The 24,579-nt window shown below is 46.2% G+C and carries 18 protein-coding genes and 1 tRNA gene; 12 read left to right on the top strand and 7 right to left on the bottom strand.

Annotation, left to right across the window (positions count from 1 at the left end):
* The first annotated feature begins 29 nt into the window (after positions 1-29).
* The 11 genes from serC (at position 30) to HUN04_00590 (ending at position 12,729) form a co-directional block, all read left to right on the top strand.
* Complete coding sequence (serC, locus tag HUN04_00640) at positions 30-1,118, top strand: 3-phosphoserine/phosphohydroxythreonine transaminase (protein WDP88331.1); 1,089 nt, start codon at positions 30-32, stop codon at positions 1,116-1,118.
* Positions 1,118-2,698: a phosphoglycerate dehydrogenase gene (locus HUN04_00635; GenBank protein WDP88330.1), complete on the top strand. Its 1,581-nt coding sequence runs from the start codon at positions 1,118-1,120 to the stop codon at positions 2,696-2,698. The genes serC and HUN04_00635 overlap by 1 nt, the downstream gene beginning before the upstream one ends.
* Before the next feature lie 11 nt (positions 2,699-2,709).
* Entirely contained in the window at positions 2,710-6,300 is a 3,591-nt protein-coding gene (locus HUN04_00630) for a DUF3683 domain-containing protein (GenBank protein ID WDP88329.1), read from the top strand.
* A 1-nt stretch (position 6,301) separates the two neighbouring features.
* Positions 6,302-7,012, top strand: a complete 711-nt coding sequence (locus HUN04_00625) for a 16S rRNA (uracil(1498)-N(3))-methyltransferase (GenBank protein WDP88328.1) — start codon at positions 6,302-6,304, stop codon at positions 7,010-7,012.
* 24 nt (positions 7,013-7,036) lie between these two features.
* A complete protein-coding gene (locus HUN04_00620) occupies positions 7,037-7,198 on the top strand; it encodes a hypothetical protein (GenBank protein ID WDP88327.1) in 162 nt (53 codons plus the stop codon).
* 163 nt (positions 7,199-7,361) lie between these two features.
* Positions 7,362-7,446: transfer RNA gene (locus HUN04_00615), tRNA-Leu, on the top strand.
* 121 nt (positions 7,447-7,567) lie between these two features.
* Positions 7,568-9,352: a site-specific integrase gene (locus HUN04_00610; GenBank protein ID WDP88326.1), complete on the top strand. Its 1,785-nt coding sequence runs from the start codon at positions 7,568-7,570 to the stop codon at positions 9,350-9,352.
* 479 nt (positions 9,353-9,831) lie between these two features.
* Positions 9,832-10,038, top strand: a complete 207-nt coding sequence (locus HUN04_00605) for a hypothetical protein (protein WDP88325.1) — start codon at positions 9,832-9,834, stop codon at positions 10,036-10,038.
* Positions 10,039-11,394: 1,356 nt separating this feature from the next.
* Positions 11,395-11,619 carry a hypothetical protein gene (locus HUN04_00600; GenBank protein ID WDP88324.1) on the top strand — a complete coding sequence of 75 codons (225 nt, stop codon included), beginning with the start codon at positions 11,395-11,397 and terminating at the stop codon, positions 11,617-11,619.
* Positions 11,620-11,706: 87 nt separating this feature from the next.
* On the top strand, positions 11,707-12,075 hold the full coding sequence (locus HUN04_00595; GenBank protein WDP88323.1) for a hypothetical protein: 369 nt from the start codon (positions 11,707-11,709) through the stop codon (positions 12,073-12,075).
* A 333-nt stretch (positions 12,076-12,408) separates the two neighbouring features.
* Positions 12,409-12,729 (top strand): hypothetical protein, encoded by a 321-nt coding sequence (locus HUN04_00590; protein ID WDP88322.1) that lies wholly within the window; start codon positions 12,409-12,411, stop codon positions 12,727-12,729.
* A 38-nt stretch (positions 12,730-12,767) separates the two neighbouring features.
* On the opposite strand, the gene HUN04_00585 is transcribed toward HUN04_00590, so the two are convergent.
* The 7 genes from HUN04_00585 to HUN04_00555 form a co-directional block, all read right to left on the bottom strand.
* On the bottom strand, positions 12,768-13,802 hold the full coding sequence (locus tag HUN04_00585) for an IS481 family transposase (protein ID WDP88321.1): 1,035 nt from the start codon (positions 13,800-13,802) through the stop codon (positions 12,768-12,770).
* Between the two features lie 264 nt (positions 13,803-14,066).
* On the bottom strand, positions 14,067-14,663 hold the full coding sequence (locus HUN04_00580; GenBank protein ID WDP88320.1) for a tyrosine-type recombinase/integrase: 597 nt from the start codon (positions 14,661-14,663) through the stop codon (positions 14,067-14,069).
* Positions 14,664-15,230: 567 nt separating this feature from the next.
* Complete coding sequence (locus HUN04_00575; GenBank protein ID WDP88319.1) at positions 15,231-16,271, bottom strand: IS4 family transposase; 1,041 nt, start codon at positions 16,269-16,271, stop codon at positions 15,231-15,233.
* 324 nt (positions 16,272-16,595) lie between these two features.
* Positions 16,596-16,814 carry a hypothetical protein gene (locus HUN04_00570; protein WDP88318.1) on the bottom strand — a complete coding sequence of 73 codons (219 nt, stop codon included), beginning with the start codon at positions 16,812-16,814 and terminating at the stop codon, positions 16,596-16,598.
* Positions 16,814-17,563, bottom strand: a complete 750-nt coding sequence (locus HUN04_00565) for an ATP-binding protein (GenBank protein ID WDP88317.1) — start codon at positions 17,561-17,563, stop codon at positions 16,814-16,816. The genes HUN04_00570 and HUN04_00565 overlap by 1 nt, the downstream gene beginning before the upstream one ends.
* Positions 17,560-18,999 carry an IS21 family transposase gene (locus HUN04_00560; protein ID WDP93110.1) on the bottom strand — a complete coding sequence of 480 codons (1,440 nt, stop codon included), beginning with the start codon at positions 18,997-18,999 and terminating at the stop codon, positions 17,560-17,562. The genes HUN04_00565 and HUN04_00560 overlap by 4 nt, the downstream gene beginning before the upstream one ends.
* A gap of 91 nt (positions 19,000-19,090) precedes the next feature.
* Positions 19,091-19,270 (bottom strand): DUF4372 domain-containing protein, encoded by a 180-nt coding sequence (locus tag HUN04_00555; GenBank protein ID WDP88316.1) that lies wholly within the window; start codon positions 19,268-19,270, stop codon positions 19,091-19,093.
* 536 nt (positions 19,271-19,806) lie between these two features.
* On the opposite strand from HUN04_00555, the gene HUN04_00550 reads away from it, so the two are divergent.
* Entirely contained in the window at positions 19,807-24,492 is a 4,686-nt protein-coding gene (locus tag HUN04_00550; GenBank protein ID WDP88315.1) for an RHS repeat protein, read from the top strand.
* The last annotated feature ends 87 nt before the right edge of the window (positions 24,493-24,579 follow it).

Below are 24,579 nucleotides of genomic sequence, written 5' to 3'. Positions count from 1 at the left end.
AGCTTAAACCAGATGAAAAGGAATCCAAAATGACAGACCAGAGAATTTACAATTTCAATGCAGGTCCATCGGCCCTTCCCCTGCCTGTTTTGGAGGAGATCCAGGGGGAATTTCTGAATTTTAGAAACTCAGGCATGTCCGTTACGGAAATCAGCCACAGATCCTCCCACTTTGATGCTGTGATCGAAGACGCCGTGGTACGGGCCAGGCGGCTGCTTGACCTGGATGACCAATGGCATGTTCTTTTCATCCAGGGCGGCGCCTCCATGCAGTTTGCCATGGTTCCCATGAATTTTCTGGGCCAAGGGGAGTTTGCCGATATTGTTGATACGGGAACCTGGTCCACCAAGGCCATCAAGGAGGCCGGGATCCAGGGAAAAGACTTCAGGGTGGTGGCCTCAAGTGCGGACAAAAATTTTTCATATATCCCAAAGGATATACAATTTAATCCCAATGCCAAATTTGTCCACCTGACCTCCAATAATACCATCAAGGGGACCCAATATTACAGCTTTCCGGACACCAAAGGGGTGCCTGTTGTCTGCGACATGTCTTCGGATATTTTTTCCAGGCCCCTGCCCATGGAAAAGTTCGGCATGATCTATGCCGGTGCCCAGAAAAATCTGGGGCCGTCGGGGTGCTGCATGGTGCTGCTTAAAAAGGATTTCCTTGAAAAAGCCAATACCGGTTTGCCCTCAATGCTTTCCTACAAGACCTATGCGGACAACAACTCCATGTACAATACCCCACCCTGTTTCGGGGTGTATACCATCGGCCTGGTTCTGAAATGGATTGAGGAGGAGATGGGGGGGCTGAAAAAGATGGAAGAGTACAATATCCAGAAGGCGGATATTCTCTACGACTTCATTGACAGCTCGGAGTTTTACAGCACAACAGCTGAGAAATACTCCAGGTCACTGATGAACGCCACCTTCCGGCTGCCGGACGAAAATCTGGAAAAAGAGTTTGTCCAACGCGCCCAGGAGAGTGGCCTGGGAGGGCTCAAAGGCCACCGCTCGGTGGGTGGTTGCCGGGCATCCATCTATAATGCCGCCACCATGGAAAGCATGTTTGCCCTGGTGGAATTCATGGAATCCTTTGAAAAGGAGAAAATGTAATGAAAGTATTGGTCAGTGACAAAATCAACGAGGATGGAATCGAAATATTCAAATCCCATGAAGGACTTGAGGTGGATGTCCAAACCGATCTCTCCCCTGATGAACTGATCAAGATTATTCCTGATTACGACGCCTTGGTCATCCGCTCCACCACCCAGGTCACCCGGGAGGTGCTGGCCGCCGCTGTCAAGCTCAAGGTCGTTGCCCGTGCCGGCTCCGGTCTGGATAACGTGGATATTGATGAAGCCACCAAGCGGGGGGTGGCCGTGATGAATACCCCCGGGGGCAACAATGTGACCACGGCCGAGCACGCCATTGCCATGCTCATGGCCCTGAGCCGCAACATCCCCATGGGAACGGCCTCCCTTAAGGCGGGCCGGTGGGACAAGAAAGCCCTGCAGGGCCGTGAAATTTCCAACAAAGTACTGGGGGTGATCGGTTTCGGCAACATCGGTGCCATTGTTGCCCAGCTGGGCAAAGGGCTGAAGATGAAGGTCATTGTCTCGGATCCCAATATCTCCTCTGAACATATCCAAAAGGCCGGGTTCGAGCCGGTGGGCCTGGATGAGCTCTACGGACGCTCCGACTACATCACCATCCATGTGCCCAAGATGGATTCCACCATTGATCTGCTGGATGCCGATGCCTTTGAAAAGATGAAGGACGGGGTAATGATCATCAATTGCGCCAAGGGCGGGATTGTCAATGAAAATGCCCTTTACCGTGCCATTACAGACGGAACGGTGGCCGGAGCCGCCCTGGATGTCTTTTCCACTGAACCTCCCGGGGAGAGCCCGCTGCTGGAATTGGACCAGGTCATTGCCACCCCCCATCTGGGTTCCTCAACCATGGAGGCCCAGTCCAACGTGGCCCTGGCCGCGGCCAGGCAGGTCATTGCCTATCTTTTTGAAGATACGGTGATCAATGCGGTAAATGTGCCTGCGGTATCCGGGGAGGTGCTTCGCCAGCTTCGGCCCTTTCTTTATCTTGCCGAAAAAATGGGCAAGATGCAGGCCCAAATCACCAAAGGCGGTGTCCGCCAGGTCAACATCGAATACATTGGCAAATTCCCCGACCTGGACCTCAAGCCGGTTACCATCGCCGGACTCAAGGGAATGCTGGCCGAGTTTGTCCGCCATTCGGTGAATTCGGTAAACGCCGTCACCCTGGCCAAGGAGATGGGAATAAAGATCACCGAATCTTCCTCCATGGAGGCAGGCAACTTTTTAAATCTCATCCGCATGACCGTGACCACTGACGCTGAAACCAATATCCTTGAAGGCACCATCTTCGGCAAGGATGACGCCAGGATCGTAAGGATTAACAAGTTCCGGCTTGAGGTCATTCCGGAAGGGCACCTGGGGTTGATCCATAACGTGGACAAGCCCGGTTCCATCGGTGCCATCGGCGTAAAACTTGGGGAGCACAATATCAATATTTCAAGAATGATGGTTGGCCGGGAAGATGATGGTGAAAGAAATATCATTTTCCTGAGGACCGATACCCCCGTCCCCCCTGAAGTAGTGCAGGAGATCATTGACCTGGATCTTGTGGTGAACATGACAACTTTTGAGCTATAGAAACGATTAAAATGATCGATCCCAAACGGAAGATTCCCTACAATTATACATCGGCAGACGACGACCAGATTATTGACCATCTTTTCGGGGCCAAAATTCTTTCGACCATCCGTTCCCTTGAAACCCTGAAAGGCACCGGACGATCGTCGCGTCTGCTGCACCGCTTCATGGGGGACCTTTTCATCATCCAGAGAAATGCCTTTCTTTTCCAGGAATTGGTTGAACATCCGCTGCTGCGCAGAAAGCTCTTTGCCGAGTTTGAAAATGATTTGGGGATCATTGAGTCCCATGCCAGGCACCCGGAGGTGGCCGAAGTCCTGGAAACCTGCCAGGGTGCATTGGATAAATTGCGCAGGCAGATCCGTTCCCTGGAGTCGGACCAGGCAAAGATCAAACGGCATATGGCACCGGTACTGGGTAAAAACAATGTCTACTTTGACGCGTTCAATATTACTGCCCATGCAACCGATGCCACGGACTGGCGTCGGTTCACCCCCCTTGCCGTGCTCAGGCCCGACCATGAGTCCCAGGTGCCCGGCCTGGTAAAACGGATCAAAAAACTGGGATACAGCATTATTCCAAGGGGAGCCGGTACCGGGCTCACCGGCGGGGCCACCCCGCTGACCCCGGACTGTGTCATGATTAATACGGAAAAGCTCAATACCATATTTCCGGTGGAACAAAGAAAAACCCCCAACGGCAGACCGTATTGGGCCATGGCCATGGAATCCGGCGTCATTACCCAGGATGCCAAAGATGCGGCAAAAGCCCAGGGACTGATTTTTGCCACGGATCCGACCTCTGCCTGGGCCTGCACCATCGGCGGGAACCTGGCAGAAAACGCCGGCGGCAAAACCGCCGTACTTTACGGCACTGCCATTGACAATGTTCTGTCCTATAAAATCACCCTGCCCGACGGTGAATCCTATCTGGTGGAAAGGGTCGGGCATCCCCTGCGCAAGATTCTGCCGGGGGACAGTCTTGAGTTCACGGTAAAGGACCAAACCGGCAGACCCATTGATACCATCCGGCTTTCCAGTGAGGATGTCAGAAAAAAAGGCCTGGGCAAAGATGTCACCAATAAGACGCTCAATGGTCTTCCCGGCATCCAGAAGGAAGGGTGTGACGGTATCATTACCTGGGCCGAATTTATCCTCTATCCGGAATTTGACCATAAAAAAACCTGCTGCATCGAATTCTTCGGCAACGATATGACCGAGGCCGGAAGGGTGATTACGGAAATCTGCGGCCGTTTCAATAACGGAGATCCTTCCCTGATTGCCCTTGAACATTTTGACGAAGAATACATCAAGGCCATCAAATACAAAACCAAACAGTCCGTGGGGGACCGGCTCAAGGCCGTGCTTCTCATAGACATGGTGTCCAATGATGCCGATTCCCTGGAAAAGGGCATGAAAACCCTTGAGAATATACTGGAGCCCTTTGATAAGACCGGGTTCACCGTGGCCGAAAACGAGGCAGAGGCAAAACGGTTCTGGGAAGACCGAAAGCGACTAGGCGCCATTGCAGCCCACACCAATGCATTCAAACTCAACGAAGATATTGTCCTGCCCATAGACAGCCTGGCGGATTTCGTCAGATTTGTTGACGAAACCAATCTGGAAGAAAAGAAATACAATCAGACCCGGATTATCCAGGATATCGTGGCCTACCTGGATAAGGCCATTCCCCAGTCGGACCCCCAATGGCTTAAAAAGAAAATCGGGCCCATCAAGGACCTGGCATATGACATTAGAAAAAAGCTGGATATGGCCTCCAGGGAAGCGCTGGAGCGTGCCATCCACTCCAGAAATTTCTATTCCGAAGTCCAGGAACGGCTCAGGGGCTACAGCCTGGTCCTTGACAATGTGGATAAGATTTTTCAGACAACCGCAGGCCGGCTCATTGTAATTGCCACGCACATGCACGCCGGAGATGGTAACGTCCACGTGAATATACCGGTATTGTCCAATGACCGGGAAATGATGAACCGGGCCAATATGACCGCTGATAAAGTGATGGAAAAGGCCGTTGCATTGAATGGCGTGGTTTCCGGGGAACACGGCATCGGGGTGACCAAGTTCAAATACCTGGATCCGGCCCAGGTGGATGAATTTAACCGGTACCGGAAAAAAGTCGACCCAAAAGGGATTATGAATCCGGGCAAGCTGGATGAAAAAGATGTGCTTTCCAGGGTATTTACCCCCTCATTCAACCTGCTGGAGCTGGAGGCCCGGATTCTCAAACACGGGTCCCTCTCCGATCTTGCCGCCAACATTGCCAATTGCGTCCGCTGCGGTAAGTGTAAACCCCAATGCCCGGTCTTTTTTCCCGGAAAAAACATGTTCTTCCATCCCAGAAACAAAAATCTGGCTGTGGGCGCCCTTATTGAAGCCTTACTTTACATCGCCCAGCGGACCCAGTCCTCCGGGTTCAAGGTCCTTAAAAGCCTGGAACAGATCGCCGACCATTGCACCATTTGCCACCGCTGTTTTATCAAGTGCCCGGTGAATATCGATTCCGGAGTGATTTCCATCCGAGAGCGGGATATTCTCAAAAATATGAAATTCAAGCACACCCCGCTATCCACACGGCTGACCCTCAAATACCTGGGATCCAAGGACGCCATGCTGAACAAGGCCATGCGTGCTGGGCTGCTGACCGCTGGGGGCATGGCACAGCGCACCGGTGTAAAACTGGCCAAGCCGCTGTCGCAGATCACGCCCTTAAAGGAATCCAGGACGTTTCAACTGCTTAGGACCCCTGTGTCCAAGACAGGATTCACCACCCTGCGGGCCTACCTGCCCCGCACTGGCCGGAACCAGGCCGTGATGCTGGAACCGGACGGCGACATTCTGTCAACAGTCTTTTATTTCCCCGGCTGCGGCAGCGAACGGATGTTTTCGCGTATATCCATGGCGTCCATCTATCTGCTGCTCAGCCAGGGGCACCGGGTGGTGCTGCCGCCGCCCTACCTCTGCTGCGGTTATCCTCTAAAGGTCAATGCACGGAAAAAAGAATTCGATAAGGTGTTCCTTGAAAATATCATTATCATGACCCAGATCCGGGATATGTTCAATGACCTGAAATTTGCAGCCTGTATTGTCTCCTGCGGCACCTGTATGGAAACCATAACTGACCTGGGCACCCATGATGTATTTGATGCGGATATCCTGGATATTTCAGATTATATTCTGGCCGGAAATCCTGAATTCATCGCCCCGCTGGAACCAAGTCTGTACCACGCGCCCTGCCACGATTCGTTAAAGGACCGTGCTCCTGACCTCCTCACAGGCGCCGGCATGGATATTACCAGCGTTCCCCATTGCTGTTCCGAGGCGGGAACCCTGTCCCTTTCCAGGCCGGACATCAGCCATGCCATGTTTCTTCGCAAGCAGGAAGCCATTGCCAATGCGCAGGGGCCTCAAGGGCGAAGGAGAAAAATCCTGACCAATTGTCCTTCCTGCATACAGGGGCTGGGCCGGCAGAAAAACGTGACCCCGGTCCACCTGGCTGAAGAACTGGCCTGCCTTATCGGCGGAAAAAACTGGCACAAAAGATTCAAGAAACTGGTTAGCGGATCCGAGGTGGTTACCTTCTAAAATGAATCTACTTTTGCTTGAAGAAGATGATTTCATTTCCGATACCCGGGTGGAAATCACAGGGGACCGGTTCATGCACGCAAAAAAGGTGATCCGTGCACAAGAGGGATCGGTCCTGGCCTGTGGAAGACTCAACGGAAAGATGGGAAATGGCCGGGTGTATTCCATGGGGAAGGGCAGGCTTAGAATGGAGGTCGAATTAAATACTGAGCCGCCGCCGCCATTGCCCTTGACCCTGGTATTGGCATTGCCGCGCCCCAAAATGCTCAAGCGAATTCTGCAGGCCGTCACAAGCCTGGGCGTAAAACAAATCTACCTGATAAACTCATGGCGGGTGGAAAAAAGTTTCTGGAACAGCGATCTGCTTGAAACGGAACGGCTTAACCGCCATCTGAAGCTGGGACTTGCACAGGCAAAAGACACCTGCATGCCCTCCCTGGTGCTTAAACGGTATTTCACCGCTTTTGTAAAAGAGGAATTGCCCCGGATCAGTGAGGATAAAATCCGGCTTCTGGCCCACCCAAAGGCTTCACAAACCTGCCCAACTGGTGTAAATAATAAGGCGGTACTGGTTGTTGGCCCTGAAGGCGGCTTTATAGATCTTGAAGTGGATACACTGGCCGATTCCGGGTTCCAGCCCTTTACCATGGGCCCAAGGATTTTAAGGGTCGAAACAGCCGTAACTGCCCTGATTTCCAGACTATACACATAATATCGAATAAATAAAGTGATGAAAATGGATAAAAAAACACAAAAAGAACGGCGTATTGCCTTTGAAAGCCTGCCCCCGGCCGTCCGGGACACTTTGACTCCGGAAGAACAGGAGTTGTTTTTATCAGCCGAAGAATGGCCCGAAGAATTGTTTGCCAAACTGGAGGAATTCATCATCAAGGATTAGCCCGGCAACAAGTGGGCGTACCGGCCAACGGATAACCTTTTAGGCGGGAAAAGGCCTTAACGACGGACCTAAAAACACCTTGACATTCCTGCATGATTTTAATATAAATCTCGCTCGTTGTACAAAGACATTGTCTGAAGGACAGTGCCAAAAAACAAAAAATGCCGAAGTGGTGGAATTGGTAGACACGCTAGATTTAGGATCTAGTGCCGCGAGGCGTGAAGGTTCAAGTCCTTTCTTCGGTACCAAATAATAAAAAAAGCTGCTGTTTTTACAGTGGCTTTTTACATTTATAAAGCCTGATTTTTCAAGCCATCCATACTTACACACTAAGCTTACACACTTTGTGTTAATGGAGGATGGAAAAAAATGAAAACAGGCAGCTCCCCTTCCTACCTTATCAGGAATCCACATTCTTATTGTTTTCGGATGAAAATCCCACTGGATCTCCAGGCAACCATTTCCAGAAAAGAGTTGCGGTATTCCCTTGGAACCGGTAATTTATCTGCTGCCAAGACAAAGGCCAGATTTATGGCTGGACAAGTTCAGCTTTTATTCAGAGATTTACGGAATAGGTGTTTTAGCAAAATGGATTTATCAGATTCACAAATCCAAAGCATGTTGGCAAAATTTATGAGAAGGACAATCAAGTCCTATGATAAACCTATGCCCGATAAAAGATACATTGATCCTGAAAAATATTACCAATATGAAAATGACGCTGATGCCCTTGAAGGCACCTTAGAAATCCTTCCCGATATTAAAAAGGATTATCTGGCTAAAATACATGGTAAAAATTTTTCTGAGGCAGAACTTGAAGCCGATAAATTGTTGGCAGAGGAGGGAATTGCAAAGTCAGATATTGATAAATCCTCACCTGTATATGGCAAACTATGTGAAGGGATTTACAGAGCAGTAGTTAAGGGCATTGATTATCACCAAAAGAATCTAACAGGTGATTTTTCAGACGAGTTTGATTCTGTATTAAATAGTTGTCTTGTGCTAATCGACAGGGGGCATGAACCAAACCCTATAACTCCAAGCGTTGATATCTCATCTCCCACCGCACAGATCGTAACCTTGGGCCAGCTTATGGATGAGTATGTAGCTGCACACAAAAAGAAGTGGGTGCCTGGAGCTGTAGAGGGATTTGGTACTACCAGAAAGCTGCTTGAACAATTTATAGGGAGCAAAACTCCAGTACACACCATAAAACGTACAACCACAAGACAGTTTAGGGATACATTGGGATGTCTACCTTTAAGGTTTAAACAAAGCAAGTACCGAGATATGTCTGCCTCTGAGGTTAGAGCATTGGATCTACCTGTTACAGAGGTAATCAGTGGGGCAAGAGTTAATTCTCATCTGTCATACTTGACAAGCATGCTTAACTGGGCAATCAGAGAAAAGGATTACATAACGGCCAATCCTGCTATGGGCATTAAAGTGGAGGAAGAAAAGAAAAGTTATGACCCATTTTCAAAGTCGGATATTGAGGTAATCTTTAGCTGTGATGCCTTTAACAAGGCTAAATATCCTTATCAATTTTGGCTTCCGATTCTGGGGCTTTATACTGGTGCCAGAAGGGAAGAGCTTTGTAATTTATATGAAGATGACATCAAAAAAGATGAAGATATCTGGTATATTGACATCCGACAGAACCGTCCAGATAAACGAATCAAAGGGAAAGCAGGGAGCCCCAGTGAAAGAAAGGTTCCTCTCCATCCATTCATCATAGAGTTAGGGTTCATTGAGTATGTCAAAACCTGCAAGGGGGGAAGACTGTGGCCTGAATTAAACAATAAGAACCAGAGCCAAAAGTATGGGGTGTATTTTGGTAAACGGTTCAATGATACTGTTCTTAAAAAGACAGGCATCAAGCCCACAAAAGAACAGCAGCAGCAAGGTGCAGGCAACAAGACCTATCATAGTTTCCGACATACAGTAATTACCCATCTGATCAACCTTGACTTGAACATCATTAAAATCAAGGATGTTGTAGGGCATGAAAAGGGCTATGGGATGACGACAGGAACATATTATCATGGTCAACCGATCAAAAAGATATATGATGAGGTCATAAGCCAAATTGATTATGGCATTGATCTGGCCCACCTGAGAAATAGCAAGTGGGTGAAAACTGTTTTAGCCTGAAGTAACCGCAAAAAGCCATATTTGCACACGCAAATATTTTTAAATGCTGCCTCCCCTTGGGAATGAGAAATCCATTTCTTGTCCGAATACATGTGTTTTTACATCATAAAGAAAACACATTATGTTTTTCCTGGTACTACCCCATAGGTCGAATGCAATATGGTCATTATAATCAGTTTTAAATAGATAAAATGAACATAGAATTGGAAATTTAGATTATCACCGAAAAAGTGCTAAAAAATGTTAAGCAATTTGCGTGCCGCTCCTTGACAAATCGCATATATGTATTATATTTGTCATATGGAAGTAGATCTACACCTCTTCCTTGTCCCCATCCATTTTAGCTGCCCGCCTATTAGTCTTATTTGGTATGAGGACAACCAAACCCACACCAAATTCGTGCTGCTGGCTGATCTGGCCGTCAACGAAAAACACAACACCTTTAAAAAGGAGAGTTACCAATGGCAAAATGAATCAATTTGGACGAGTTTAAACCCAAACAACACCCCTTGAAATCAGAACTGAAGAAGCATGGTGTTTCAATTGCAACCGTGGCAAATTATTTGGACCTCACTTACCCATACCTGCTGAATATGCTGAATGGAACTTATAAGATGCAGGAACAGCATGAGCAACGGATAGAAACGCTGCTATACGGCATGAAGCTGGATGCGAGACAAGACTAACATGAAGAACCTCTATCGAATACATTTCATCTGACCTACCAAAGCCCTTCGCCAAAAGATGATCGGAAAGGTCATCTCATACAAAATCAGAATCCTGACATTGGCCCCTTGTATTGTACTCCTGTGGGTACGTATACCTGGGTGGTAATGCCCATCATCAATAACCGGTAAGTTCCCTGACTTCCAGCGGGAGGGATACCTCACAGGAGGAATGTTTCTGTGGGTTTGGTGCTGTGAGGCCCCTTCTTCGCTGGGCATCGGTAGCTTTTAGGGAGAATGCTAAGTATGACGTAACATTGTGGTATAGTTAAATATAAATAGATGTTATCCGTATACCCCGGAGTAATAGAAGGTAAGTTATTTACTCTTGGATACAGGTATAAATCTACAGAGGTTAAATAAAATATTGGAAAGGAAATAACTCAATTGGAAACTAACAATAACAAGAAAAATGGTTCTTATTTAAATTACTGGTGGTTAGACAGACATAAACACTGTACTAATCCTGAATTTGTAATTGTAGTGGACTGAATGTTCAACAAGATGAAACAAGATTTTAGGGATCGGTATGTGATCCCATATCAACTTAAATATCAGGCTAAGTTGAGGAATAACTTGGATGTAATCCTCTGTAATCTGCTAGCTGCAAGTCAAGTTGATGAAGATGTTTGGACTGGTTTTCTGGCTGGTAATGACTTTTACCATTATAAACGGAGAACAAAGGGGTTCAGGTTTTCTACTTCCAGTGTGGTTAAGATCAGAAATTTCCTTTATGACCATGATTTCATTGAACTGATAACCGGCTACCCGGAATCGGATTGTTGGGAAGCACAGCCGTCTAAGATGAAGGCTACCTGAAATCTGCTTGAGCTTATACGGGAACTGCTACCACCAGCACAATCCCCACCTGTAACTGGTACTGATTCTGAAGGCAGCAAGTCCATACCCCTACAGATTGTAAGAGATTATAAAAATATCACCACAATTCGTATGAAGGGAAAGCGGCATGAAAAGAAGGTGAAGCAGTGGAATGGGAAACTTAGACCAAAGAAATTTAGAAACAGTGCACCCATTCCCGATCGGCTCTGAAGAAAAGCAAAGAAGCTTGCTGCTAATGTAGCCAAGATCAATGCCGTGTTAGCCAGGGCAGATATTGAACTGGATATCACTGAAGCTGAGTTCAGGGAAATGAATTGGTTACTTAATCGTGACCCAGACAAATGCCCAGTAGACCTGGCTTCTAAATACCTGTACCGAGTATTCCATGACAGAAGATTTGACCGGCATGGTCGGTGGTATGGCATATGAGTTCAGAGCATACCCAAAGAATACCGGCCCAAGCTTATGATAGATCGGATGTTCACAGTTGAAAGGGATTTTAAAAGCCTGCACCCGTCTATGCTTTATGCCCTGGAAGGAAAACAGATTCCCTCAGAAGATCTGTACACTTTGGAAGGATTTCCCCATGACTGGGATAACCTTTCTGCTTGCCCATACCGGAAATTTTTCAAAGATATTATGCTAACCATGATCAATGCTAAAAATGAAGTTAAGGCGTTCCAGTCTTTAAATAATGATTGAACCAAGAAGAAGATCAAAGCCAAAAGGCAGAACAAGCCGATACCTGAACCCCCAATCAAGATCCTGAAGAAAAACATAGACCCAGTCATGCAGAAGATCCGGGAGAAACACAAACCCATTGCCAAGTACTTCGATGATGCCAGCATCGGTAATATTCTGATGAACTATGACAGCCAGATCATGGAAAAGGTTTTGCTGCATTTTGCTGATAAGGGCGTTGCTGCAATTCCAATTCATGATTCTGTCATTGTCCCTATTGAGTATTGCGATGAATGCGGCGAAGTGATGAAGTCTGAATTCCAGAACGTATTCCACCAGAACATTGAAGTATCCGGGTCATATACCGAAGCAATGCGGTACAATCTAAACCGGATTAACCATATTGACCGGAGCAGTCGCTGTATTGGCTTGGAACTTGACGCTATTGCTGATGGAATCCTTAATAACTGGGGATAGGGATATCTAAACAATATTATTTATAAGTACTTGAAATTAATAGAAATATCGTGATTTATCAGGGCGTTGGGTAATAAAGAATGTCTGTTCGCTTTGTCCAAATTGTTTTACTGGTAAAGGATATATTGCAGATAAATCATTTTAGATCATCCAAATGGCGTTCCTGCTTGCATAGAATTTTCTGGGTTGTGTAATCCCCCAGGCTTTTTGCGTAGGAGCGTCATTTGGGTTTATTTCCCCTTGAATTTCGGGAGCGGATCAGGATAATGTCCAATTGGCTAAGGGGTTGTACAGGGAAAGTTGAACTGATAATTAATGGTTGGGCAGGAGAAGATGAAACCGCTACCAAATGACATATCGGACGAGAGGCTGATTGCTGTCATTGATGAATGGGCCGCGCTAATGGAGGCGGAGGACTATCACGCTGCATTCTATTTCACTGATCAGGTTTCGGAAATGGCGTGGACGCCGGAGCTGTACCGGAAGGTGGTGAAGGGCTACGGGGACGCTTTGCCTAAACAGAAGGTCACGGTACAGGGCAAACCGACTGACATCACACAGCGGAAGGAGGTTGATCGGTGGGAGCCGAACGGCCTCGGGGAGATCGGAGAGATCTGGTATGATCTCAATTGTAGTAGTTCAGACTTGATCTGACAAATACCGGTTTTAAAAAGGTGTCTGTCAGGTCAAATCTAAGCTATCATTTTTTCCTGACAAATAGTTCTTCCTTCTTCAAGGGTCTCGATTGGAGTCCTACCACAACACATTTTACCTTGATGAGTTCGCTCATTGTTATAGTAGTAAAGCCACGAGTCCAGATCACTTTGCAACATTTGAATATCGGTGTAAATCTTTTTTCTAAAAGTCACCTGATAAAATTCCTGTAATATCGTTTTATGAAATCGCTCACAGATCCCATTTGTCTGTGGATGGCGTGCCTTGGTTTTGGTGTGATCAATGTCGTTAATCGCCAAATATAGCTGATAATCATGCTTTTCGGCCTTACCGCAGTACTCGGTTCCTCTGTCTGTTAAAATTCTCAACATTGGAAGTTTGTTGTTTTCAAAAAAAGGGAGGACCCGATCATTGAGCAGATCGGCTGACGTTATAGGTGTTTTGGTGTTATAGAGTTTAGCAAAAGCGACCTTGGAATATGTATCAACAAATGTCTGCTGGTAAACTCGCCCAACACCTTTCAACGTCCCAACGTAAAACGTATCCTGGGATCCGAGGTAGCCAGGGTGGAAAGTCTCAATTTCTCCGTGGGCTGCATCATCCTGCTTTTTGCGTTCAAGTGCCTGGACCTGTGTTTCAGTCAGAATCATCTTCTCGTCGGCCATCCTCTTTTCAAGCGCTATAAGGCGTTTTTTAAAGCATTCTAACTGGTGCCGAAGCCAGACACTTCTAACACCGCTTGGTGAGATAAATACACCCCGTTTTCGCAACTCATTGCTTGCACGGACCTGGCCATGTGCGGGTTGTTCAATAGCATATTCAACAACAGCGTCTTCCGTTGCTTCATCTACTCTGTTTTTAAGGTTCGGTTTTCTGCGATTTTGATCAAAGAGAGCATCGAGACCATTATCATCTACGGCATTTTTATATCGGTAAAACGTATCTCTTGAAAGCCCCATAATTTTGCAAGCCTGAGAAACATTACCGAGTTCTTCTGCCAGATTTAAAAGTCCTACTTTGTGTTTAATGATTTTTTTGCTACCATGCAGCATGAGGGTTACTCCTTGTTTTGATATTTTGGTTTGGTCACCTTTATCAAAACCGGTAACCCTCTTTTTTTCAAGAGGACTGTCAGATTTTATCTAAACTAATTCATCTCAATATCGACGGCTTCGTGTCAGACCTGACGGCAACGTTCCGAATATGTGGGGAGCCTGGAGGTATCATTCTCAGGCTAAACGATATACACGTGATGTAGGAAGCCCAATCGCGGGAATGTGACCGGGCCTACTTCCCTGATTCTCCTTCCCAGGTAATCACAGTTCATTCAAATAAACCGACTTTATTTCTTCAGGCTGGATACACAGATAATCCAATGTCTGCCTTTGGGTGCTGTGGTTAAAGCATACCATCAATTCAGGAATCCCCACATTGAACGAAACCCGCTGATGATATCCCCAGGTTTTACGGAGTGTATGACTGGCGTAATTCCCCTTCAGGTTGATCATCTTGCACCAATTTTTAACAAGCCTGGATAAACTGGGAACAGTCAGAACATCACCCCTTTGGGAGCTAAACAGGTAATCCTCCATATCGGGTTCTGCAAATTCCAGAAGCCTTGAAATTGCTTCATGGACAGTCTTGTTGATGGTGATCTTTCTGGCCTTTCCGGTCTTTTTCTCCTTCAGGTCTAACTCATCCCCAGGCTTCAGGTGGGATACCCGATTGACCTTGATCCGTAGCAAATCAGATGCCCGTAAATTTGTGTTAATCCCCAGGGTAAAAAGACACAGATCCCTTGGTTTGTCTGCCAGCAGCTTTTTAATGGCTTTGATGTCCTTGGTGGATCTGATGGGTTCTACAGCTATTCGAGATCCTGCTTTAGGGTGGTTGAAATTCTGTTTCTTTTTCATGCTGAACACCTTTTTAGGATTAGTTAAGATTTTGTGCTTGGATATGTATTTCTTAACCAGTTAAAAAGGTGATGTCAACCAGAAATTTGCCCAAAACAGTGGAAAAGCCTTTGTGATAAGGAATACGGGAGTTTTGCAGCTTGTTAACAAATGTCATAAAGTTAACGAGTTTTAAGATGGGTTCATCACATTACACCAGTTCTGCTACTCCCTCCAATATCGAATCCCTGGTTTGCCATCCTGACACTTAGGGCATTTTCTGTCATGCATATCTGAGCCATTGACCCCATAGACGTATCCGCAAAGGATGCATTCAGTCTTGTAAGCAAATGGATTGTTATCATTCCCTTTGACCCCACAATGCCCACAGCACCTCTGGTTGTTTGGGTTGATATAACCGATTTTTACGGAGTAGCCATCACCTTCTTTCCATTCGACAGGTTTCATGATTCACCATTACTGTCCAAAATAAATTGCAATCCGAATTTTTTGTCATCAAAAACCCTTTTAATCACGCATCAGGTTTGCATTTCAAAAAACAGGTCCCAATTTTCGTTTCCTATATTTTCAGAACCTTTTAAAAGGCAATTCCATCTGTACTGGCGGTGGGGTCGTCGGCACGGTCTCAAACGGTTTATCGAGCCATTTCCAAAGATCCCTGTAGCTGAACAGGTTCCATCTCAAAAAAGCGATCAAGTTGGATAAAGACCAACCAAATTTTGATTTGAGTTGTAGAAATTTGATCAGCAGCATGGCAATTAATGCTGTCCAAATCTGTGTGTACAAGGCATTCTCACTCGTTCCGACAAAGGTCTTGATTCTCAGATTCTGTTTTATGGCCTTGAAAAACAATTCGATTTGCCAGCGATCCTTATAGATAGACGAGATGGTGGTTGCTCCGAATTTATAATGATTTGTCAGCAAAATGATTTCCCGCTGGTTATCCGCATCCCAAACAACGATTCTCCGCAATATGAATGGACATGCTTTCCGGGCATTGTGGCCGGTAAACTTGATCATTTCATCTGAGAGAATGTTTCTCCGAAGAGGTAGCTCACGCTCTGATAACACCTCATAAGCTGCATTGGTTTTCAGCCTGGTCACAAAAAATACATCTTGTGCTGTCCAGGAAGCAAACAGGCTGTAATCGTTATATCCACGGTCCATTGTGATAATTGATCCTGGTGCGAGCGGGAATCTTTTGGCATATTTGGATTCGTGATTCTTGCCATTTGATATGTAAGCATAGGAAGGCAGGTAGCCATCATGATCCAGTAGCAGATGAAGTTTAACGGCACCTTTCGTACGACGGAATTCTGCCCAGGGGAAAAGACTGAGACACAAGGATATTGTTGTGCTGTCCAAAGAAAGCAGTTTGTTTTTGAACCTGAATTTGTGACCACCAGGTGAATGTTTGCGACAAAATTCAAAGGTATCATAGAAAAGATCTTGAAACAGCTGCCATGAGCGGTTCTTATTAGCATAAGACAACGTTGATTTACTTGGCGCCGAGGATACACCGAGGTGGCGCAGTTTCCCCATGCAGCAGGCAAGGCCCCCACTGATTTCCCTCAGGCTCTTTGCCTGGGCAACTTGACAGAAAAGCATAGCAACAAAATGGTCCCATGATCAACGACAAATATTTTTTTCCTTCAACGACAATTAAAACTCCCGTTCCCCAACCTGCGTAACCATTTAATTTCATTAAAAAATACTTGCAAAACAATTCTGATTATGTTTTTTAAGACCATCCTTCCGGAGGATAAGGCTATGCTGGAGAGCAACCTGAGCGCCGAGAAGGTGACTGAAGTATGAGGGGCCGTATTTTCCACGTACGGCCTTTCGCTTTTTGCTCTCATACTTTGGTCTATAATGCGCTAAACTCCGGGGGTTTGGGGGCTGGCCCCCATTATAATCCGGTAAAAAGTCCTTTTAATTACCATCACAAAACCCGGTTCTTCCATGGGTTAAGCCCTCTATCGATAGTATCCGTCCGATAGTGCTTGCTGACGGCATTGGTTCAATATTTTCCGCTTCCATCTCCTTGCTGATAGCACCGGCACCGCAGTTCAGGCCTCGATTGTATAAATCCAGTCGGATCATTTTAATAATCTCAACAATCTCCTGCCTGGTATATCTGGTCTCGATCATTATTCGGCCTCCATTTTAGCCTGTTCCATGCGATAGCTTTCCACATTCAATTCAAGGATGATACTGTGATGAACGAGTCTGTCGATGGCTGCTGCCGTTGTCATAGGGTCCTTAAAAATCTGTTCCCACTTAGAGAACGGAAGATTGCTCGTGATCATCAGGCTGCCCTGTTCATACCGTTCCGCCAAAAAGGTAAACAGCACTTCCATTTCTCCCCGGCTTTGTTGGACATACCCAATGTCATCTATAATCACAGCATCAAACCTGGAGAGGGATTTGAGTTTTTTGGTTAGCTCAAGATCCCTTTTGGCAATCAGCAGATCCTGGACGAGCTGACTGCATGAGATAAAAAGAACCTGCTTACCCTTTGCAATTAATTCATGGCCAATGGCACAGAGCAGATGGGTTTTCCCGCTACCCGGATTACCAAAGGCCAGGATGTTTTCACAGCGCTCTAAAAAAGCGCCGTTGACCAGGACACTTAAATGATTGGCAACCTTTAAGGGGAGGCGCTTTTTATCAAAATTCTCAAATGTCTTGGAAGATGGCAACTTGGATGCCCTCAGGTTACGTGATATCCGGTTCTGCCAGCGGACTTCGCATTCGAGACTCAACAATTGTAAGAGGTACTTTTCATATCCCCATGCCTCCGCCCTGGCCTGATCCGCCATTTCTTCATAACTGCGGCGCATGGTCGGCATATGGAGGCTTTTAAGATTGGTGTCTATCTGATCCCGATCATTGATCATGCCGCCACCCCCTTGAGCAATTGGTCATAACGAGTCAAATCAACTGCCTGGATATGAACATCATCCGGCCTGCTGACAGAGGCGTTGGACTCAATAAGGCGTTTAACAGCCTCTTTGCTGATTTCCTGATCCTCGTTTATTAGAACCATCAGGGCGCTGTCTACTGCCACCTCGCTTGTCTTTGCTGCCAGGTATAATATTTTCAGATACCTTGCTGCTGAGCTTTTAACGGTATAACGCTTTCTTAAATGATCGTAGGCAATCCGGAACCGGCTGGTGGGGAACATGGCATTACGATAACGATAATTTTCAAATGCCCCCGGTTTTTTGACCAGGCTGTCAATGATATGCCGGTAATTGATTTTATATTTGCCCTCACCCCGCAACCTTGGCAAAGTATCGACCTTTCTCTGGCCGTACCAGACCTCCAGGCATTCCATGTAGAGGCGGACCTGGATATTTTCTCCTATGAGCCTGCTGTCTACAGAGTAAACGTTGTGATTGACCCGAATGGTACTGCTGGGACCAACCTTTAAATCCATCTTTTTACATGCATCAAGCCGGCGTTTGGGCAACCGGTGTAGGAGATCCAGTTCTTGTGTAAACCGTTTCCTACGACCGGCATTTAGCTGTGCGAACAGTTTGGCCAGGAACAAGTCATATTCTTCCCGGTCTTTAAAATCCCGGTGTCCTCTCAGCATCAGGGCCTGGTCAACGGCTTTTTTGAACCGATAATTGCGCTGCTCCACGTCTCCATTTTCATTGGGGCTGGCAGGGTTAGTTTTGCAAGGAATGATACCGTAATGGTCAACAAGATCCTGATACCTGCTGGTGAACTCCTCAGGGTGACTTACCTTGTTAACAGCGGATGTCAGACAATCGGTGCGATGTTGCTGCGGCACACCACCAAGTTCCCATAGGGCATTTTGCAGGCCCTGGCTCAGGCTTTCGAAACTCTCTGAAAAACAGACTGTACCTGTCTCCCAATTGGAATAGGTCAAAACAAAATGGTAGATCAGGTGGTCAAAAGGGACGCCGCCTATAGTGACGCCCAGTTTATCCATGTGGGTGAAGTCTGACTGGCATAATTCGCCAGGCTTATGAATTTGAGCAAAAAAGATTTCTTTGGGCGGCCCCTCTGTAGCACGCCATTGCTTTATTCTCCGTTGCAGGGTCCGTAATTGTCCATCGGCGAACCGGCCGGGGTGTCTGCGTTGCAAATCCTCAAACAGTGTCTTGGCCTCCAGACCTGGATTTATGGTCAACATGCCTTTGATACCATCCCAGGTCTCCTCAAACGGATCTTTGCGTGTGCGCCATGTATGATCCGTTTTGAGTTCACTCGGCAACTTCCCGTGTTCACGGTACTTTCGAGCTGTTTTTTCATCCATTCCAGCTTTCATTGCTGCTATCCCGAAACTCTTCTCTGACTGAATCAACTTGAACAACCTCCTCACTTGCTGGTCCGTTACCATCCAAATCTCTCCTTCTGTTCAATTTGGATGTTTCTACCATTTTTTTTGATTCTTAAATTTCGGGAATTTTAATTGTCGTTTGGCGGGAATTATAAATGACGCTGATCAGGTCCCAGCTTTTGAACCCCTTGGAATATCGTTCTGTTTTGTTCTTCGCTACCAGATTCATAAATTTATTACGGTTAAAAAAGGCTACCAATTGACTGAACAGACTCGCATGACGTACCATCATTTCGGAATTCTCCTTGTTTGGGATTCTCAGGTTATTGTTTGGTCGCAACAACCATAATCTCGCAAGGAGAATTCCTACAATATTTTTTTACCTAAATTCCGTTTTTGGACAACAGTGATGATTCACCCTTTATGATTAGGTTTAGATATCTTTTGATATCAGACATTTCACTCAACTACAATTGGGGGAATCCAAAGTGTGTGATTTGCAGGTAGGGGGGGCGTCGGCAAGGCCCCCGCCGTCGCCTGGAGATGTTCAGTCGGGGTAATCAAATAATGTCGCACACGGATATTTTTTAGAAAATTTTACGAGGAAACGAACACAGTCTGCTCCGGGTTGCCTGTAAAACTTTTCTTTTTCCAAATTTTTATGAAAAAAACATCACAAAAATCAGGGTTTCCCTGATTGATTTGCTCCATTTCTTGGGATAAAAGCTACTTTTACTGTGGAGTTCTGCTTTTTTGCAAATTTTAATTTGGAATAAAACAGTCAGAGAAGACTGTTAATTAGGCTTAAAACCAGGATAAGTGTGATAAATGATGAGCAACCTAAGAATCTTATTTTGTTTCCTAATAATCTTATGTAGCGCGTTTTTTGTATCAATAGACGCTAACTTTGCGGTTATTTCTAATGCTGAGGCTGAAACTGTACAAACCAGAAATGTTTGCGAAAGCGGCTATGAATTTGTCCGAGATACTTTGACTGTATGGACAAGTTATGGATGGACTTATAGTATTCTGGGTCCCTATTACGCGTCCTTTTCTGATGCAAGTTCAGCCCATCCTACCTTGGTCGGGAGGAATACCTTCGTCCAACATGAAATCAATAATGAATGCCGACCAGGCGGTTACATATACAAAAAGAATCAATCGGGAGATCACATTTATGTTGCCCGAATTGCGGAGCCTCCAAGGATTTGTCAGTCGGGTTATGAATTTACTCGGGACACATTAGCAGTTTGGGCGAGTATGGGCCGAAGGTATAAAGTTCATGGCCCTTATTACACATCCTATGCAAAAGCAATTTCAGCGCATCCAACCTTTACCGGAAGGAACGGAGATGTCCAGCACGAAATTGGTAATGAATGTTGGCCAGGCGGATACATCTATGACACTAAGAGAATAAATGGAAGGATTCATTACGATGTAGCGCGCATTGTGGAAGGATATCAACCCAACACCGATGATCACGATGGGGATGGTGTAATAAACATAGATGACCTGAATTCACAGAATACAGAGAAGAAATATTTGGGCAAAAATCCTAACAATTGTCCAATCAATAGAGATCAAAATTTCGTTGCAAACCCAATCAACATATTCAACGGAAATAAGTTTGAATCCGTAATTGATGTCAGCTTTCCTTCACCCTTTGAAGGTGGCCTGAAGTTCCAGCGATACTATAACAGCCTCAGTGAAAGCGATTCGTCCATCGGGTATGGCTGGACCCACACTTATAACTATAAGCTCAATAAGAATTTTGCAGGCAGCAGTCAATTGATAGAGATCCTCGATAGCACCGGAAGAGGAGTTTACTTTGAGGATAATGACCAGGATGGCACCTTTAAAGGGGCTTTTGATGAAAACAGTTCTATTGTCATAGGACAGGAAGGCGATTACGTATGGACCCGAGATGACGGCAGTGTCTATGTATTTGGTCCAGAATACGGAAGGCTGTTTTCGGTCACGGACAAAAATGGCAATCAGCAGATTTTGACCTATGATGCAAATAACTATTTGTTATCAATCACCGACACTGCAACCGGCAGAACCATTAACTTTAATTACAATGCCGACAACAGAATTCATTATATCTCAGGCCCAGTCACAACGGCTATAGCTGACGGTATCTGGGTATCTTACCAGTATGATAGCAATGGGAACCTTATCCAGGTCACCTATGCCGATGATGGAAACGGGTCTACTGCATCAGGTTTCATCTATGAGTACCAAGATGCCTATGACATCCATAACCTGACGGCTAAAAAAGATCTTGATAATCACCTCTTGTCCACCTGGACATATGATGCCAACGACCAGGCCGTGTCTAATGTCAACAACCAGGGCACCAGTGCAACAATTGATTATTCAGATCCCCTTGCTGTAAAAGTCACGGATGATTACGGCATAGATAATACGTACACGATCGTAGAAATTAAAGGCAGTAAGAAGATCACCGAGAAATCAGCATCACAGTCATGTGGTTCCTGTTCTGACGGTATTTTTAAAACTGAATTTGACCCCAACACCGGATACCCGGTGAAGCGTGAATACTTTAACGGCCGCATTGATCTGTACCAGAATTACGACAGCAACAATAATCCGCAAACCCTGATCATTGCCCAGGGCACACCGGATGAAAAAACAATATACAAGACCTGGCACCCTGTGCTGTCCTCCCCGTTGACAGAAACAAAGAAAAGCCTTCTGGCGGATACCCTCAACCCTGACAGGAACAGGGAAACCATCTGGGATTATGACGATCCGTCAGCCAGCGGTGATACCGCAACGCCCAATGAGAATCCCACCAACAGGATTTACAAGATGATCCTCAAGGGCTTTACGCTGGACGATGCAGGCGCTGTTGTTCCCTTTGAGCAGGTCACAAGCTATACCTACAACACCAAAGGTCAGATTACATCAGTCAACGGTCCCCTGGCCGGGGATCAGGATCTGGTATCCTTTGCGTATGATGATTCCACCGGAGATATGACCAGTGTTACACGGCCCTTGACCGGTACGGTGTCCTTTACCCATGACGCTGCCGGTAATATCATCACCCAGACAGATGAAAACCAGGTTGAAACCGTCTTCGGATATGATGGCCGTAACCGTCAAATATCTGCTGCATCCAACGGAGTTTCAGACACAAGAACCTTCAATGCGGCAGGTGATTTGGCAAGTGTTACAGACAGGTCCGGGCGTATCCGGTCCATGACATACAATACCAAAGGATTTTTGCAACGGCTTGTTGATCCGTCTGGGAACTACCAACTCTATACCTACGATGAAAACGGGAATCCCATTGAATCCTCAATTTATACCTCAGCAGGTGTTCAGGCCCTTTTCAGCGGCTTGGATTATGGAGATCCTTTAACAAACGCAGAACTTGCCCCAGGCAAACCGGCCAAAGCCCTTGCCAAAAACCAGGATAATACCGCCACACTTGAAACCCTGTTTGCCTATGAGCATGGAAATCTTGTACGGGTAACCGACCCCATGTCCACGGTGAAGCAATTTACCTATGACAAACTGAACAGAATGGTTCAGGCCAGGGAACAGCAGACAGACACCGTCAATGCAGATACCAGTTATGTCTATGATGCCAATAACAACCTGATCCAGGTAACAGATCCTGAAGGCAGGATTACCAGTTACACCTATGACGATGCCAACCGCATTGTAAAAGAGGTGTCACCTGATACCGGCACAACCACATATCTCTACGATGCCGCAGGCAACCTTGTTTCCAAAAAGACAAATGACGGCACCATTGTCCAATACACCTATGATCTGTTGGGCAGAAGAACAACCATGGAATATCCCGATACCGGCCTGGACGTCATCTTTATGTACGACCAGGGAACCAACGGCATAGGACGGCTTACCGGGATCAGTAATGACCAGGATACATACGGATTTACCTATGATGCCTCGGGCAATCTGACCCAGGTCCAGAGAACCACACCCTCTGCAACCTTTACCACCACTTACAGCTATGATGCCGCAGGCAGGCTGACAGGAATGGTCTATCCCGATGGCAGAACCATTACCTATGAACGGGATGCCAATGGGGAGATATCCAAGGTAACAACCACCAAGAACGGAATTACCCAAATCCTTGCTGAAAACATTGCCTATAAGCCCTTTGGCCCTGTTGAGTCCATGACCCTTGGGTCTGGTCAGCAGGTATCCAAAGGCTTTGACCTGAACTACAGGCCCCTGACCCTGGCAACGGGTAATGTTCTGGATTATAGCCTTGACTATGACCCTGCCGGTCGCATCGCTGCCATCACAGACAACCTGAATGCAGACCGTACCAGAAGCTTTGGCTATGACAGGGCAGGGCGTCTGACAACTGCCGCAGGTCCATTCGGTAATCTTGGCTTCACCTATGACAAAACCGGCAACCGGCTTACCAAAACCAAAGACGGTATCAGCGAATCCTATACCTATACCCTTGGTACAAACCATCTGACCCAGGTTGCGGATTCCAATGGTGCCACATCATTGACCTATGACACCAACGGCAAGATTAAAACCAAAGGCAACCTGACCTTTGAGTACACAGATGCCGGTAGGATGCTCAAGACCCTGAGCCAGGGCAATGTGATACAGGAATCCATTTACAACAGCTTTGGGCAACGGACCAGGAAGACCGCAAACGGCACAACCACATTGTACCATTATGATCTTTTTGGTAATCTGATCGGGGAGTCTGATACCAGCGGGAATTTCAGTGTAAGTTATGTGTACCTGAACAATACCCGGCTTGCGGGATTCACCGGCAGCAATGCCCATTTTTATCTAAATGACCACCTTGGTACACCGGTTAAGGTGCTTGATAATGCAGGTCAGGTGGTATGGGATGGGGATTATGCTCCGTTTGGGCAGGTAAATGTCACTGTAAACAATCTGCCCAATGCATTCCGGTTCCCGGGACAGTATTACGACAGTGCAACCGGACTGCACTACAATTGGCATCGGTATTATGATCCTGCGACTGGTAGATACCTGACGCCTGATCCCATTGGGCTTGCCGGTGGGATTAATCCGTTTGGTTACGTTTTAAATGATCCTATAAATAAAATTGATCCTTTGGGATTATATGATTTAGAAAATTACTTTTATGATTCCATTACGGGAACTACAGATAATCCAGGTGAATTTGCAGATTATCAATATGCCGATCATAAAGTATCTACTGAAGTAGCCGGCGAAATCTTAGCAACAACATCATTAGGCTCAGCCGCTGTTTTGGGGGTGGCGGGTGGCGTTGGTGCCGCGGCAATATATGGTCCAGAGATCACAACGGGAGCTTTATACACATACAATTTCATATCTCAAAATCAGATGATTGCATATGGAGTATTCGCAGGAGCAACTATGCCTGATTGGCCTCCACATTCACGAGCAGGTTATCTGGGTTGGGCTTTGAAAAATTTTATTATTGATCCGTTTTTAGATTTCTATAATCAGGATAAAGATCCTTGCTCGAATTGAAAAGTAAAACATCATGAATAAATTTATTAATTGCATTTTCGGTTTAGTTTTAATTTTTAGTGGTTTATCGATTTGGATCAATCCTGT

The organism is Desulfobacter sp. (assembly GCA_028768525.1).
GTDB lineage: Bacteria > Desulfobacterota > Desulfobacteria > Desulfobacterales > Desulfobacteraceae > Desulfobacter.
The sequence above is the reverse complement of the archived record's forward strand: the minus strand, read 5'-3'. Positions and strand labels throughout refer to the sequence as shown.